A 15,458-nucleotide genomic window follows, 5' to 3' on the forward strand; every position below is an offset into this window, starting at 1 on the left:
AAGTGGCAGTTTCTCCGCTTAACCGGAGGTTTTGCCACCAGCGCCCCAGTCACCCTCACCCCAGCTCGGACTTGACCACCTTCCCCATCGCGTTGCGGGGGAGCGCGTCGACGACGACGACCCGGCGGGGCCGCTTGTGGGCCGAGAGCCGGTCGGCGACGAGGGCGACGAGCTCGTCGTCGACTCCGGCGCGGCCCGCGAGGCCGGGCCCGACGACGTACGCCACGATCCGCTGGCCCAGGTCGTCGTCGGGCACGCCGACGACGGCGGCCTCCTCGACGTCGGGGTGGTCCAGCAGCACGGTCTCGACCTCGCCGGCCCCGACCCGGTAGCCGCCGGTCTTGATGAGGTCGACCGACTCGCGACCGACGATGCGGTGGCTGCCGTCGGGACCGACCTCGGCGACGTCGCCGGTGGTGAACCAGCCGTCCTCGGACAGGTCGGGGGTCGCGCGGCCGAGATAGCCGGTGAAGACCGACGGGCCGCGCACCGCGAGCCGGCCCTCGTCGTCGACGCGCGTCTCGGTCGGGCCGACCGGCGTGCCCACCCAGCCCGCCTGCGCGACGGCGTCGGCCCGGGTGGCCAGGGTGATGCCGGTCTCCGTCATGCCGTAGCGCTCGAGCGGCGCGTGCCCGGTCAGCGCCTCGACGGCCTCGAACGTCGAGACCGGCAGTGGGGCGCTGCCGGAGACCAGCAGCCGGGCCGAGCGCAGGGCCGCGGCGTCGGCGGGGGAGCGGGCCACCCGGTGCCAGACGGTCGGGACGCCGAAGTAGACCGACCCGCGGGCCGAGGCGTACGCCGCCGGGTCGGGCCGGACGGTGTGGACCAGTGGCGAGCCGACCCGCAGCGGGCCGAGCAGCCCGAGCACCAGCCCGTGCAGGTGGAACACCGGCAGGCCGTGCACCAGCACGTCGTCGGGCGTCCAGGCCCAGGCGTCGGCGAGCCCGTCGAGGCAGGCGGCCAGCCCGCGGCCGGTGTGGGGCACGCCCTTGGGCAGGCCCGTCGTGCCGGAGGTGTAGAGGACCAGCGCCACCGCGTCCGGGTCGTACGCCGCCGGGCCGGCCGCGGCCCGCGCCGGGGCGACCACCGGCAGCCCGGGGGCCAGCTCGGCCGGGCCGACCCAGGCCCCGGCGCCGGAGTCGCGCAGCACGTGCTCCCGCTCGACGGGGCCGCTGTCGGGCGGCACCGGCACGACCGGCACCCCGGCCAGCAGGCCGCCGACGACCGCGGCGACGGTCTCGACCGTCGCGGTGGCGTGCACCGCGACGGGCGCCGGACCGGTCGCGGCCAGCGCGGCGGCGTACCGGCCCGCGGCCTCGAGCAGGCCGTCGCGCGTCAGCGCGTCGGCGCCGACGCGCACGGCGGGGCGGTCGGGGCCGGTGGGGTCGAGGAGCGCGTCGAGCACGACGACCACCCTCGCACGGTGCAACCATCGGGTGCCCGGCTGCGTCTCCTGCGTGTCAGCACCCCACTCGGAGGTCCCCGATGAACCGTCCCAGCCTGCGCGGCCGCCCCCGCGCCGCCCTCGCGCTGCTGCTCCCTGCTGCCCTGCTGGCGCTCGTCCCGTCGCCGGCGCCCGCTGCGCCCGCCGAGCCCGCGCCGTCGCCGGTCCCCACGACGCGGGTCGAGGTGGCCGACCTGCCCCGAGGCGCCGCTCCGCGCGTCGACGTCCTCGTCGGCCGCCGGCTCGTCCACGACGGTCGCACGACGACGGTCCGGGTGCCGGCCCGCACCACGCCGCGGGTCGCCCTCGGTACGTGGCGGGGGGTCCCCCTCGTGGTGGCGACCCGTCCCGACGGCGACCAGCTGTACGCCGTGGCTCGCGACGGCCGGGTCACCGCCCGCGGGCCGGTGTTCCAGACCTACAACTACCCGCCGGTGCTCGTGCGGACCAGTGGCCACGTGCTGACCGCGCTGGCCGACCGGTCCGGGCCGACGACCTACACCGTGCTGGACGCCTCGACGGGTCGCGTCGTGGTCGAGACGACCGACCCCGACGACCTCGACCCGGCCGACCGGGCCGTCCTCCAGCGGTGGCAGTCGCCGCCGCGGTGGGTGACGGCCCGCTCCGCCAGCGGCCGGCACGACGTGGTCGCGCGCGACCCCGACGGCGCCCGCCCCGCCCAGCTCACCGTGCGCCGTACCGAGGGCACGATCGCGCTGCGCCGGTTCGCGTTCGCGCCGTACGCCTCGACGCGGACCAGCGAGTGGCCCGACAGCGTCGACGCGGCCCAGGTCAGGATGGAGCGCGGCTCGACCCTGCTCGCCGTCGGGCTCGACCGCAGTGGCGAGCGGATGACCGTGGTCCGCTGCCGGGTCGGGGGCCGCTGCGAGCGCGCGATGCCCTGGGCCACCCTGGTCTCGGTCGCCGGGGCCGGCGCGCTCGGCTGGACCGGGGCGTCCTGACCCACGTCGCCTCCACGGCGAATCGGTCGGTCGGCCGGGGCGGGCGTACGCTTCGGCCGACTCACCCATCACGCCCGAGGCGGGGGAAGCCGGTCCGACTCCGGCGCTGACCCGCAACCGTGGGCGGACCCCGCCGTGAGCGCGAGAGCAGCACGACGGGGCCCGCGAGCCGGAGCACCTGCCCCGCGGCGTCCTCACCACATCGCTGTCGTGGACCGCAGCGGGTGCCCCCACGGGGCCGCCCGCCTGCCGCAGCGGGAAGGAACCCCGATGTCCTCCACCCTCCTCCGCCGGGCCGTCGCCCTCGCGGCCTCCGCCGCCGTGGCCTCCGGCCTCGCGCTGACCGCCGCGCCCGCGCAGGCCGCGCCGGCGCCGGCCCAGCGCAGCGCCGGCTGGCTCGCCGGCCAGCTCGACGACGGTCTGGTGCGCAACAAGCAGTTCGGCTTCGACGACTACGGCCTCACCGCCGACGTCGCCCTCGCCCTCGACGCCGTCGGCGGCCGCGCCGCCGACCAGCGGGCGATCCGCCGGGCCCTGGCCCGCAACCTCGACAGCTGGACCACCGGCCGCGACTTCGGCAGCTCCGACGTGTACGCCGGCTCGGTGGCCAAGGCCGTCGTCGCCGCGCAGGCCCTCGACCGCAACCCCCGCGACTTCGGCGGCGTCAACCTCGTCTCCCGCCTCGGCGGCCTCGTGGTCAAGACCGGACCCTCGGCCGGCCGGATCGCCGACCGCACCACCGGTGACGACTTCGCCAACACCATCGGCCAGGCCTTCGCCGTGCAGGGGCTGGCCCAGGCGCGCTCGGGCAAGGCCGACGCCGCCCTGCGCTTCCTGCTCAAGCAGCAGTGCTCGGAGGGCTTCTTCCGCCTCTCCTTCGCCGCCGACCAGGCCAAGCGCAAGCAGGGCTGCGACGCCGGCACCGCCGAGCAGAGCGCTCCCGACACCGACGTGACCGCGCTGGCCGTCCTCAGCCTCTCCACGCTGAGGACCACGCCGCGCACCAAGGCCGCGATCGCCGACGCCACCCGGTGGCTGCGCAAGACCCAGGCCCGCAACGGCGCGTTCGGCGGTGGCCCGGCCACCGGCGCCCGCAACAGCAACAGCACCGGGCTCGCGGCCTGGGCCCTCGGCGAGACCGGCAGCTGCCGGGCCGCGGCCAAGGCCGCCCGCTGGGTGAGCAAGGTCCGGCTGGGCAACGGCGCCATCGCCTACGACAAGGCCGCCTTCGCCGCCGGCGCCGACGGCATCGACACGACCGAGCGCGACCAGTGGCGCCGGGCGACCGCCCAGGCCGCCCCGGGCCTGCGCTACCTGTCGGTCCGTGCCTGCCAGGGCTGAGAACCCCTCCCGTCCCCGGCGGGCGCTCCTCGCGGCGCTCGCCGGGACGGTCCTGCTCGCCACCGCGCTGGTGGCGGGCGGCCCGGCCGCCCCGGCGCAGGCCGCCGCCTGCACCGGCTCGACCGGCGTCACCGTCGTCGTCGACCCCAAGGCGCTCGGCGGCGGCGTGCAGGGCGGCTGCGTGCCCGGTGGGGGCGGCCGCACCGCCTCGTCGCTCTTCCCGGCCGCCGGGTTCGCCCTGACCTACGTGCAGCGCCAGCCCGGGTTCGTGTGCCGGGTCGCCGGCAAGCCGGCCTCCGACCGCTGCGTCTCCACCCCGCCCGCCTCGGCCTACTGGGGCCTGTGGTGGTCCGACGGACGCTCCGGGCGCTGGACCTACTCCAGCCTCGGCGCCGGCTCGCTCGAGGTCCCCGACGGCGGGTACGTCGCCTTCGCCTGGGACGCCACCAGCGGCGAGGCGCCGCCGTCGTACGCCGCCACGAAGCGGGTCTCGGGCGGGTCCGCGCCTGCCACCCCGGCGCCCACCCGCACGCCCGAGCCGACCCGCGAGCCCACCCGCGAGCCCGAGCCCACCGCGACCCCGCGGCCGACGCCGACCACGAGCCCGACCGACGAGCCCTCGCCGGTCGAGCCGTCGACCGCGCCCTCGGCTCCCGTCTCGCCGGCGCCCACCACGGCACCCCGGCGCCCCCGCCGCACCGAGGTCCCGACGACCTCGGCGTCCCCGGCGGCTCCGACCCCCTCGGCCGGGACCTCGCCCGCGACACCGGCCCCGCTCGCCGAGCCGACCGCCCCGACCTCCAGCGAGGCCGCCGAGCAGGACGGCGGCGGCCTGCCGGGCTGGCTCGCGCCGCTCGTGGTCGTGCTGCTCCTGGCCGTCGCCGGCGCCGTGGCGCTGCTGCGCCGCCGTGCCACGTGACCTCCACCCCGTCGCCTGGTGGCTCTGGGCGATCGGGCTCGCGGCCGCCGCGTCGCTGACGACCAACCCGCTGGTGCTGCTGACGATCGTCGCCGTGGTGGCGGTGGTCGTCGCGGCGCGGCGTACGCACCACGCGTGGGCGCGCTCGTTCCGGTTCTACCTGTGGCTGGCGGCCGTCGTGGTCGTGCTGCGGGTGCTGTGGCGGGTGCTGCTCGGTGGCGGCTACCCCGGCGACGTCGTGCTCGACCTGCCCCAGGTGCCGCTGCCCGACGCCGTCCGCGGCGTCACCCTGCTCGGACCCGTCACCAGCCAGACCCTCCTCGCCGGCCTGTACGACGGCCTGCGGCTCGCCACGCTCGTCATCTGTGTCGGCGCCGCCAACTCCCTGGCCAACCCCAAGCGGCTGCTGCGCAGCCTGCCGCCGGCCCTCTACGAGCTCGGCACGGTCCTGGTCGTGGCCGTGACCGTGCTCCCGCAGCTGACGCAGAGCATCCAGCGGGTCCGGGCCGCCCAGTCGCTGCGCGCCGGCGACACCGGCCGGGTGCGCCGGTTGCGACGGTTCCTGGTGCCCGTGCTCGAGGACACCTTCGACCGCTCGCTGGCCCTGGCCGCGGGCATGGACACCCGCGGCTACGGGCGGTCCGGCGCGGCCACGCCCCGCGAGCGGCGCACGACGGGGGCGCTGGTGCTCGGCGGGCTGTGCGGCACCCTGGTCGGCGTGTACGCGCTGCTCGACCAGACCGCGCCCCGCCTGCTGGCCGGGCCGATGCTGGCGCTCGGCGTGGCCGTCGCGGTCGCCGGGCTGGTCAACGCCGGTCGCCGCGTGCAGCGCACCCGCTACCGCGCCGACCGGTGGCGCCCGGCCGAGGTCGCCGTGGTCGCGACCGGCCTGGCGGTCGCGGTGCTCGGCTGGTGGGTCAGCGAGCACCAGGCGACCGTGGCCTACCCCGGGCTCGACGCCGTGCCGCAGGTGAGCCTGGCCGCCCTGGTCGCCGGGGTGCTGGGCGTCCTGGCGGCGGTCGTCTCCCCACCGCCGCGCACCCCGGGAGCCCCCCGGTGACGCCGGCGGTGCTGTCGCTGCGCGGCCTCACGCTGGCCTACGACGACCGGCCGGTCCTCGACGCGGTCGACCTCGACGTCGAGGAGGGCGAGCTCGCCCTGGTCTCCGGGCCGACGGGCGTCGGCAAGTCGACGCTGCTCGGGGTGGTGACCGGGCTGGTGCCGCGGTTCAGCGGGGGAGTGCTCACCGGCTCGGTGCTGCTCGACGGCGTCGACGTCACCCAGGCGCCACCGCGCGAGCGGGCCCACGTCGTCGGGTACGTCGGGCAGGACCCGGCCGCCGCGTTCGTCACCGACACGGTGGAGGAGGAGCTCGCCTACGGCATGGAGCAGCTCGGCCTGCCGCCGGCGACCATGCGCCGCCGGGTCGAGGAGACCCTCGACCTGCTGGGCGTCGCGCACCTGCGCGACCGCGACCTGACCACGCTCTCGGGCGGCGAGCAGCAGCGGGTGGCCATCGGCTCGGTGCTGACCATGCACCCGCGGCTGCTGGTGCTCGACGAGCCCACCTCGGCCCTCGACCCCACCGCCGCGGAGGACGTGCTGGCCACCCTGACCCGGCTCGTGCACGACCTCGGCGTCTCCGTGCTGCTCGCCGAGCACCGGCTCGAGCGCGTCGTGCCCTTCGCCGACCGCATGGTCCTGCTCACCGGGGCCGGGCAGGTCGAGGTCGGGGCGCCGGCCGACCTGCTGCGGACCTCGCCCGTCGTACCCCCGATCGTGGAGCTCGGGCGGGCCGCCGGCTGGTCGCCGCTCCCGCTGACCGTGCGCGAGGCGCGCCGGGCCGCCCGCGGGCTCGACCTGCCCGAGCCGCCCACCGACCCGGCCCTGCGCGACGACCCGGCCCTCCGCGCGAGCGGGATCGGCGTCGCCCACGGCTCGACCGTCGCGCTGCGCGAGGTCGACGCCACCCTGCACGCGGGGCGGGTCACCGCGCTCATGGGGCGCAACGGCGCCGGCAAGTCGACGCTGCTGTGGACCCTGCAGGGCGGCCGCCGGCGGCGCACGGGCCGGGTGGAGGTCGCGGGAGCCGACCCCGCCGCCCTCGACGCCGCCGGGCGCCGCGAGCGGGTGGCGCTGCTGCCGCAGACCGCGGCCGACCTGCTCTACCTCGAGACCGTGGCCGAGGAGTGCACCGCCGGCGGCCCCGGCACGCGTGCCCTGCTCGACCGGCTCGTGTCGGGCATCGACGACGAGACCCACCCGCGCGACCTCTCCGAGGGGCAGCGGCTCGCCCTCGCGCTCGCCCTCGTGCTGGCCCCGGCGCCGCCGGTGGTGCTGCTCGACGAGCCGACCCGCGGCCTCGACTACGCCGCCAAGACGGCGCTCGCGACGATCCTGCGCGACCTGGCCGTCGAGGGCCGGGCGGTCCTGGTGGCCACCCACGACGTCGAGTTCGTGGCCGCCGTGGCCGACGAGGTGCTGGTCCTGGCCGACGGCGAGGTCGTCTCGGCCGGCCCGACCCGGCGCGTGGTCGCCGAGTCGCCGGCGTTCGCGCCACAGGTGATGAAGGTGCTCGGCCCGCCGTGGCTGCGGGTCGACGAGGTCGTCACGGGGGTCGTGGCGTGACGGCCCCCGCGCAGGTGCGCGCCGTCCCGCTCAGCCCACGCTCACGGGCGACCATCGCCGTCGCGTCGCTGCTGGGCCTGGCCATGCTGTGCTGGCCGCTGCTGGTGCGCGTGGGCGACGGGGTGTCGCGGGTCGACCCGCCCTTCCTGTTCCTGCTCCTCGCGCCGGTCGTCATCGCCGTCGTCGTGGCCGAGATGAGCGAGGGCGGCATGGACGCCCGGGTGCTCGCGCTGCTCGGCGTCCTCTCGGCCGTCAACGCCCTGCTGCGCGTCCTCTCCGCCGGCACCGCCGGGGTGGAGCTGGTCTTCTTCCTGCTCATCCTTGCCGGACGGGTCTTCGGCGCCGGGTTCGGCTTCGTGCTCGGCGTGACCTCGCTGTTCGCCTCTGCCCTGCTCACCGCCGGCGTCGGGCCGTGGCTGCCGTTCCAGATGCTGTGCGCGGCCTGGGTCGGGCTCGGCGCCGGTCTCCTGCCCCGTCGGCTGACCGGCCGCGCCGAGCTGCTCGTGCTGGCGGCGTACGGCGTCGTGGCGGCCTACCTCTACGGCGCGCTCATGAACCTCTCGGGCTGGCCGTTCCTGCTCGGCGTCGCCGTGCCGGGCGTCGACGGCGACCTGACGTTCGACCCGACCGCAGGCCCGCTCGACAACCTCCGCACGTTCGCGGTCTACACGCTGATCACCTCCACGGCGAGCTTCGACACCGGGCGGGCCATCACCACCGCGGTCGCGGTGCTCGTGCTCGGGCCGGCAGTGCTGGCCACCCTGCGGCGGGCCTCGCGGCGCGCGGTCGTGGTCGCCGCGACGACGGGAACCGGTCCGGCCCCCGCCCCGTCCACTCCGCATGCGCCGTCGTGACTTCCTCCGCCTGACCTCCCTCGCCGCCCTCGCCGTCGGGGCCGCTCCCGTGCTCGCCGCGTGCGGCCCCGCCGCCGAGCCCGGACCGGCCCCCGCGGCCGGTGACCTCGACCTCGTCGCCGCCGACCTGCCCCGCGCGGCCGGCGACCCTGCCGCGGTGCCCGCCGTCGTGGCCGGGCTCGCCCGCAGCGGGGGCGCCCTGCTGGGTCGCCTGGCCGCAGCCGCGCCCGGGGACAACCTCGTCCTGTCGCCGTGCTCGATCGCGACGGCGCTGGCCATGACCGCCACCGGAGCCGCCGGCGTGACCCGCACCCAGCTCGAGCAGGCCATCGGCGGGGTCCCGGTCGCGCAGGCGGGGCCCGGGCTCAACGCCCTGGCCGCCGACCTCGAGGCGCTCGCCGGCGACGTCCGGGACGCCCGCGGCGACACCCGGTCGATCGAGCTCGCCACGGCCGACGCGCTCTTCGGGCAGCGGGGCGTGAACTGGAGGCGGGGGTTCCTGGAGGCCCTGGCCACCGACTTCGGCGCGGGGGTGCGCGCCGTCGACTTCACCGACGACGCCGAGGGCGCACGGGCCGCCGTCAACGGCTGGGCGGCCGAGCAGACCCGCGACCGCATCCCCGAGATCCTCCCGCCCGGGTCGGTCGGCCCGACGACCCGCCTGGTGCTGGCTGACGCGCTCCATCTCGAGGCGCCCTGGCACCTGCCGTTCGACGAGGACCTGACCGAGGACGGCGACTTCACCCTCCCCGACGGCGCGACCGCCTCCGTCCCCCTGATGCGCGCCGGCAAGCCGCTCGCCCTGGCCACCGCCGCCGGCGAGGGGTGGCAGGCCGTCCGCCTGCCGTACGCCGGCGAGGCGCTCGCCATGACCGTCGTCGTCCCCGACGCCGGGTCGTACGACGCCGTCGAGGCCGACGTGGTCGCGGGCGGGCTGGCGTCGTACCTGGCCGTGCCGGAGACCGACGTCCAGCCGTTGGTCGACCTCGCCCTGCCGCGCTGGACCTTCCGCACGTCGACCTCGCTCAAGCGGCCGCTGCAGGACCTCGGCGTCGAGGCGCCCTTCACCGACGCCGACTTCTCGCCCATGACCGGCGACCTCGACCTGGTCGTCGACGACGTGCGGCACGAGGTGTTCATCGCCGTCGACGAGGCCGGCACCGAGGCCGCCGCGGTCACGGCGGTCGTCATGGCCGAGTCGGCCGCCCCCGTCGTCGACCTCGAGCTCACCGTCGACCGCCCGTTCCTGTTCTGCGTCCACGACGTCGAGCACGGCGCCCCGCTCTTCCTGGGCCGCGTCCTGGACCCGCGCGGCTGAAGGGCCGGCCGGCCGACCGAGGGGGGCCGGGGGCCACGAGCCGCGGTGCTCCTGGGCCTCGACGACCACAGGAGTCCCACCGCCTCGGCGCGCCCGGAGGTCCACCGCTGACGTGGTGGATCCCAGACCGGTCCGACGAGACCCACGCCCCCTCCACCCACTCGACCCACGCGACCCCAGGCCTGTCGGTGGCGGCTCCTACACTCGAGAGGCACCCCCGGCCAGCACTGCGACGGGGGCCGTTCGTGCTGCCCCTCCCGACCACGGAGTCCTCGTTGTCCCTCGCCGCCCTGGCCCGCCTCGTCCTCGGCACCCCGCCGTACGCCGCCCTCGCGGAGCGTGCCCGCGGCACCGGTGACCGCGCCCTCGACCTCACCGGCCCGGGGTCGCTGCGCCCGTTCGTGGCCGCGACCCTCGTCGGGGCCGGGCGCACGACGCTGGTCGTCACCGCCACGACCCGGGAGGCCGAGGAGCTCACCGACGAGCTGGGCGACCTCGTGGGCCCCGACGTCGTGGCGCACTACCCCAGCTGGGAGACGCTGCCCCACGAGCGGCTGAGCCCGCGCAGCGACACCGTCGGCAAGCGCCTGGCCGTGCTGCGGCGACTGGCCCACCCCGGCACCGACGCCACCAACGGCCCCCTGCGGGTCGTCGTCGCCCCGGTGCGCAGCCTGCTCCAGCCCCAGGTCAAGGGCCTGGCCGACCTCGAGCCCGTCGAGCTGTCCCACGGCGACACCGTGCCCCTCGACGACCTCGTCCGCCGGCTGGCCGACGCGGCCTACAGCCGGGTCGACCTGGTCGAGAAGCGCGGCGAGTTCGCGGTGCGCGGGGGCATCGTCGACGTCTTCCCGCCCACCGAGGAGCACCCGCTGCGCGTCGAGCTGTGGGGCGACGACGTGGAGGACATCCGGTCATTCTCGGTCTCCGACCAGCGCACCCTCGACAAGGTCGAGCGCCTCTGGGCCCCGCCGTGCCGCGAGCTGCTGCTCACCGACGACGTCCGCGCCCGGGCCGCCGAGCTCGGCCGCAGCCACCCCCAGCTGCTCGAGCTGACCGACAAGATCGCCGCCGGCATCGCCACCGAGGGCATGGAGTCCCTGTCCCCGGTGCTCGTCGACGAGATGGAGCTGCTGGTCGACCTGCTCCCGGACGACGCCCACCTGCTCGTCCTCGACCCCGAGCGGGTCCGCAGCCGCGCCCACGACCTGGTGGCCACGAGCGAGGAGTTCCTGGGGGCGAGCTGGGCCGCCGCGGCCGGTGGCGGCACCGCACCCATCGACCTCGGGGCCGCGTCCTACCGCTCGCTCGGCGACGTCCGCGAGCACGTCCTCGGCCGTGGCCAGTCGTGGTGGACCCTCAGCCCGTTCGGCCTCGACGGCGCCCCCGCCGACGCCCCGGCCGCGCCGCCCGCCGCCCCCGACACCGCCGACCGTCCCTCGGTCGCCCTGCCGGCCACCCCGGCCCCGGCCTACCACGGCGACGTCGAGAAGGCGCTGGCCGACCTCGACCGCTGGCGCTCCGACGGCTACCACGTCGTCGCCGTCCACCCCGGCCAGGGCCCGGCCCAGCGCCTCGTCGAGCAGCTCGGCGAGCGCGACGTCCCGGCCCGCCTGCAGGAGCGCCACGCCACCGAGGTCGACCCCGAGCTCGCCCCCGGTGTCGTCACCGTCACCTGCGGCACCCTCACCCACGGCTTCGTCGACGACGACGCCCGCATCGCCGTCCTCACCAGCCAGGACGTCAGCGGCCAGAAGGCCTCCACGCGCGACATGCGCAAGATGCCCGCGCGCCGCAAGAAGCAGATCGACCCGCTCGAGCTCAAGGCCGGTGACTACGTCGTCCACGAGCAGCACGGCGTGGGCCGCTTCGTGGAGATGAAGCAGCGCCAGGTGCAGGGCGCCACCCGTGAGTACCTCGTCCTCGAGTACGGCGCCACCAAGCGCGGCGCGCCGCCCGACCGCCTCTACGTCCCGGCCGACGCGCTCGACCAGGTCACCCGCTACGTCGGCGGCGAGCAGCCCAGCCTCGACCGCCTCGGCGGCGCCGACTGGACCAAGCGCAAGAACCGCGCCCGCAAGGCCGTGCGCGAGATCGCCGCCGAGCTCATCAAGCTGTACGCCGCCCGCCAGGCCACCAAGGGCTACGCGTTCGGCCCCGACACGCCGTGGCAGCGCGAGCTCGAGGACGCGTTCCCGTTCACCGAGACCCCCGACCAGCTCAGCACGGTCGAGGAGGTCAAGTCCGACATGCGGCAGGTCGTGCCGATGGACCGGCTCGTCTGTGGCGACGTCGGCTACGGCAAGACGGAGATCGCGGTGCGCGCGGCGTTCAAGGCCGTCCAGGACGGCAAGCAGGTCGCGGTGCTGGTCCCCACGACCCTGCTGGTCAACCAGCACCTCTCGACGTTCACCGAGCGGATGAGCGGCTTCCCGGTGGTCATCAAGGGCCTGAGCCGGTTCCAGACCGACAAGGAGGCCAAGGAGGTCTCCGCCCAGCTCGCCGAGGGCAGCGTCGACATCGTGGTCGGCACCCACCGGCTGCTCAACCCCGACATCCGGATCAAGGACCTCGGCCTGATCATCGTCGACGAGGAGCAGCGCTTCGGCGTCGAGCACAAGGAGCAGATGAAGCGGCTCCGCACCTCCGTCGACGTGCTCAGCATGAGCGCGACGCCGATCCCGCGCACCCTGGAGATGTCGATCACCGGCATCCGCGAGATGTCGACCATCACCACGCCGCCCGAGGAGCGCCACCCGGTGCTCACCTACGTCGGCGCCTACGAGGACCGCCAGGTCACCGCCGCCGTGCGCCGCGAGCTGCTGCGCGACGGCCAGGTCTTCTACATCCACAACCGGGTCAACTCGATCGAGAAGGCCGCGGCCAAGATCCGCGAGCTCGTCCCCGAGGCCCGGGTCGCCACCGCGCACGGCCAGATGAACGAGAAGGCCCTCGAGCAGGTGATGCTCGACTTCTGGGAGAAGCGCTTCGACGTGCTGGTGTGCACGACGCTGGTCGAGTCGGGCCTCGACGTCTCCAACGCCAACACCATGATCATCGAGCGGGCCGACACCCTCGGGCTGTCGCAGCTGCACCAGCTGCGCGGCCGGGTCGGCCGCTCGCGCGAGCGCGCCTACGCCTACTTCCTCTACCCGTCGGAGAAGCCGCTGACCGAGACCGCCCACGAGCGGCTCGCGACCCTGGCCCAGCACTCCGACCTCGGCGGCGGCATGGCCATCGCCATGAAGGACCTCGAGATCCGCGGCGCCGGCAACCTCCTCGGCGGCGAGCAGTCCGGCCACATCGCCGACGTCGGGTTCGACCTCTACGTCCGCCTGGTCGGCGAGGCCGTGCAGGAGTTCAAGGGCGAGGGCGAGCCCGAGCTCAACGAGGTCCGCATCGAGCTGCCCATCGACGCCCACCTCCCGCACGACTACATCGAGAGCGAGCGCCTGCGCCTGGAGATGTACCGCCGCCTGGCCGAGGTGCGCTCCGACGACGACGTCGACCTGCTCGCCGAGGAGATGGTCGACCGCTACGGCGAGCCGCCCGCCGAGGTCGTCGCGCTCCAGCTGGTCGCCCGGTTCCGGGCGCGGGCCCGCCAGGCCGGCATCGGCGAGGTGACGATCGCGGGCCGCAACGTCCGGTTCGCGCCGGTCAGCCTGCCCGAGTCGCGCCAGCTCCGGCTGCAGCGGGTCTACCCCAAGTCGATCGTCAAGAACGCCGTCGACACCGTGCTCGTGCCGCGCCCCGGCACCCCGGGCCACACCGGCAAGCCCCTGGAGGGGATCGCCCTGCTTGAATGGGCGCGCGTGGTGATCGACACGGTCCTCGACCCGCCCGCCACCCCGCCCGCCACCTCGTGAACCCGTCGCACCCTGCAGGAGTCCTCGCCGTGAGCCGCAGCCGCACCGCCCGTCGCGCCACCCTGGTGGCCCCGATCCTGGCGTCGGCGCTCCTGCTCGCCGGCTGCGGAGGCCCCGACTCCGGCACCCCGCGCCCCGGCCTGGCCGTCGAGGTCGACGGCACCCGGGTCTCGCTCACCGAGGTCGACGAGGCCACGACGCAGTACTGCGACGACGCCGCCGCCAGTGCCGAGGACGCCGGTGAGGGGGCCAGTGCCGTCGTGCTTCCCCGCAGCCTGCAGCGGCGCGAGGTCGCGGCCACCTACCTGCTGCGCATCGCCTTCGAGCGCCTCGTCGACGAGCGCGGCCTGTCGCTGGGTGACGGCTACGGCGCGGCGGTCGACCAGATCGACGAGGAGCTCGCCGGCCGGTCCGACGTCGACGGCCTCGCCGACCTCCGCAAGGCCCAGGCCTACATCGACGCCGCCGCGGGCGCCGTCGGCCTCGACGTGAGCGGCGCGCAGCTGCCGGCCGGGCAGCCCGTGCCCCAGGAGGTCACCGCCGTCGGCCTCACCACCGGCTACCAGTGGCTGGCCGAGCACGACGTCACCATCAACCCGCTGCTCGAGTTCGAGGTCAGCAACCAGGGCCTCGCGCTGACCGACGACTCCGACCTGTCGGTGCCCGTCAGCGACCGGGCGAGGTCGTTCACCTTCGACCCGGCCGACCCGGCCTCGGTCCAGGCCGCGGCCCAGGCCGCCGCCGGCCTGCCGGCCGACCAGGTCTGCACCGCCGCCGGCGGGGCGTGAGCGGCCCGCACCCCGAGCCGCCGCCGGAGCCGCTGCTGGAGTTCCGGCAGGTGATGGCCCGGCTCCGGGCGGAGTGCCCCTGGAAGGCCGCCCAGACCCACCGCTCCCTCGTGCGCTACCTGCTCGAGGAGGCCCACGAGACCGTCGAGGCCATCGAGTCCGGCACCTCCGACGACCTGCGTGAGGAGCTCGGCGACCTGCTGCTCCAGGTCTACTTCCACGCCGCGGTCGCCGCCGAGCGTGGCGAGTTCGACATCGACGACGTCGCAGCCGGCATCGTGGCCAAGATGCGACGTCGCAACCCGCACGTCTTCGGGCCCGACGGCGGCGAGCGGCCGTCGTCGGCGGCCGAGGTCAACGAGCTGTGGGAGTCGGTCAAGGCCGGGGAGAAGCGGCGCGACCGGATCGACGACGGCATCGCCCCCTCCCTGCCCGCCCTGCTGTACGCCGACAAGGTGCTCGACCGGCTCGAGCGGGCCGGGCGCGCCGTCGACCCTCCGCTCGATCCCGTGCTCGACCCGGTCGCCACCCCGGCCCCGCCCGGGGCGGGGCTGGGCGACCGCCTGCTGGCGCTGGTGGCCGAGGCCCGCGAGGCCGGCGTCGACCCCGAGCAGCAGCTGCGCGACGCCGTTCGCCGGCGGCTCGACGGGCCCTAGCCGTCCCGGTCGGCGGCGAGCGCCGCCAGCAGGCGCCGCGCCGGGCGGGGGCTGAGCATGCCGCACATGAGGGCGGAGGTGGACCCGTCGTCGAAGGCCAGGACGAGCCGTCCCGCCATCAACGGCCGCGGCCGGTTGCGGGCCGAGAGCACTGCCGAACGGGGCAGCTCGAGCCGGACCCTGGTGGCGGCGTCCCAGGTGCCGCGGCCGGTGGCGGGGTCCGTGCCGAGCGTCTGCGCACCCTCGGCGACGAGCAGCACCCGGTGGGTCGTGACGGCGAGGCGCGACGAGGTGAGGTCCGTGGACCAGAGGTCGTCGTCGATCGCCCGGCGCAGCCGGTCGGCCCACGATCCGGGCGAGCCGCTGGACGTGATCCCGCCGAGCCAGCGGTCGAGGAACCCGGTCTCCAGCTCGATCGGCCCACCGGTGAGCGCCCGCACCGGGTTGAGCTCGACGCTCTCCACCACCCGCGGGCGACCGGTCATGCCGATCCGGTCCTGGCCGTGCGCCGCGGCGACCGGTTCCCACGCCAGCGGCTCCTCCCCGGGCGGGAGCGAGGCACGCAGCGACGGCGGCAGCTGCGCCAGCCCGGACAGACCCATGGCAGCAGTGTGTCGCGTCGCCGCCGGTCCGGGCCGGGGGGCCCGGTGAGCGAGGGCTCGCGGTCCCGGCACGCCGCCCTCGA

Annotated in this window: 12 protein-coding genes; 10 read left to right on the forward strand and 2 right to left on the reverse strand. The window is 76.3% G+C overall.

Features of this window, described 5'->3' with window-relative positions; genetic code table 11:
* Positions 1–55: 55 nt before the first annotated feature.
* Positions 56–1,405 (reverse strand): AMP-binding protein, encoded by a 1,350-nt coding sequence (locus FJQ57_RS04100; RefSeq protein WP_246081575.1) that lies wholly within the window; start codon positions 1,403–1,405, stop codon positions 56–58.
* An 80-nt stretch (positions 1,406–1,485) separates the two neighbouring features.
* Here FJQ57_RS04100 and FJQ57_RS04105 point away from each other — a divergent pair, with 80 nt between their 5' ends.
* From FJQ57_RS04105 to FJQ57_RS04150, 10 genes are all read left to right on the forward strand, one after another.
* The gene (locus FJQ57_RS04105; RefSeq protein WP_139977924.1) at positions 1,486–2,406 is read left to right on the forward strand and encodes a hypothetical protein; all 921 of its coding nucleotides are present in this window, start codon (positions 1,486–1,488) and stop codon (positions 2,404–2,406) included.
* Between the two features lie 270 nt (positions 2,407–2,676).
* Positions 2,677–3,747, forward strand: a complete 1,071-nt coding sequence (locus FJQ57_RS04110; RefSeq protein ID WP_139977925.1) for a prenyltransferase/squalene oxidase repeat-containing protein — start codon at positions 2,677–2,679, stop codon at positions 3,745–3,747.
* Complete coding sequence (locus FJQ57_RS04115) at positions 3,731–4,666, forward strand: hypothetical protein (RefSeq protein ID WP_139977926.1); 936 nt, start codon at positions 3,731–3,733, stop codon at positions 4,664–4,666. The genes FJQ57_RS04110 and FJQ57_RS04115 overlap by 17 nt, the downstream gene beginning before the upstream one ends.
* Positions 4,656–5,726, forward strand: a complete 1,071-nt coding sequence (locus FJQ57_RS04120; protein WP_139977927.1) for a CbiQ family ECF transporter T component — start codon at positions 4,656–4,658, stop codon at positions 5,724–5,726. The genes FJQ57_RS04115 and FJQ57_RS04120 overlap by 11 nt, the downstream gene beginning before the upstream one ends.
* Entirely contained in the window at positions 5,723–7,294 is a 1,572-nt protein-coding gene (locus tag FJQ57_RS04125) for an ABC transporter ATP-binding protein (RefSeq protein WP_246081576.1), read from the forward strand. The genes FJQ57_RS04120 and FJQ57_RS04125 overlap by 4 nt, the downstream gene beginning before the upstream one ends.
* Complete coding sequence (locus tag FJQ57_RS04130; protein WP_425465411.1) at positions 7,291–8,148, forward strand: ECF transporter S component; 858 nt, start codon at positions 7,291–7,293, stop codon at positions 8,146–8,148. Before FJQ57_RS04125 ends, FJQ57_RS04130 begins: the two co-directional genes overlap by 4 nt.
* Complete coding sequence (locus FJQ57_RS04135) at positions 8,135–9,466, forward strand: serpin family protein (protein WP_139977928.1); 1,332 nt, start codon at positions 8,135–8,137, stop codon at positions 9,464–9,466. The genes FJQ57_RS04130 and FJQ57_RS04135 overlap by 14 nt, the downstream gene beginning before the upstream one ends.
* A gap of 248 nt (positions 9,467–9,714) precedes the next feature.
* Positions 9,715–13,329, forward strand: a complete 3,615-nt coding sequence (gene mfd / locus FJQ57_RS04140) for a transcription-repair coupling factor (RefSeq protein ID WP_211348797.1) — start codon at positions 9,715–9,717, stop codon at positions 13,327–13,329.
* A gap of 29 nt (positions 13,330–13,358) precedes the next feature.
* Positions 13,359–14,117, forward strand: coding sequence for a hypothetical protein (locus FJQ57_RS04145; RefSeq protein WP_139977929.1), 759 nt, complete (start codon positions 13,359–13,361; stop codon positions 14,115–14,117).
* Positions 14,114–14,773, forward strand: coding sequence for a nucleoside triphosphate pyrophosphohydrolase (locus FJQ57_RS04150; protein WP_139977930.1), 660 nt, complete (start codon positions 14,114–14,116; stop codon positions 14,771–14,773). Before FJQ57_RS04145 ends, FJQ57_RS04150 begins: the two co-directional genes overlap by 4 nt.
* Here FJQ57_RS04150 and FJQ57_RS04155 read toward each other — a convergent pair.
* Complete coding sequence (locus FJQ57_RS04155) at positions 14,770–15,375, reverse strand: hypothetical protein (RefSeq protein WP_139977931.1); 606 nt, start codon at positions 15,373–15,375, stop codon at positions 14,770–14,772. The two genes, FJQ57_RS04150 and FJQ57_RS04155, sit on opposite strands and share 4 nt — an antisense overlap.
* Positions 15,376–15,458 lie beyond the last annotated feature (83 nt).

Origin of the sequence: Nocardioides litoris (assembly GCF_006346315.1) — a bacterium.
Classification (GTDB): domain Bacteria; phylum Actinomycetota; class Actinomycetes; order Propionibacteriales; family Nocardioidaceae; genus Nocardioides; species Nocardioides litoris.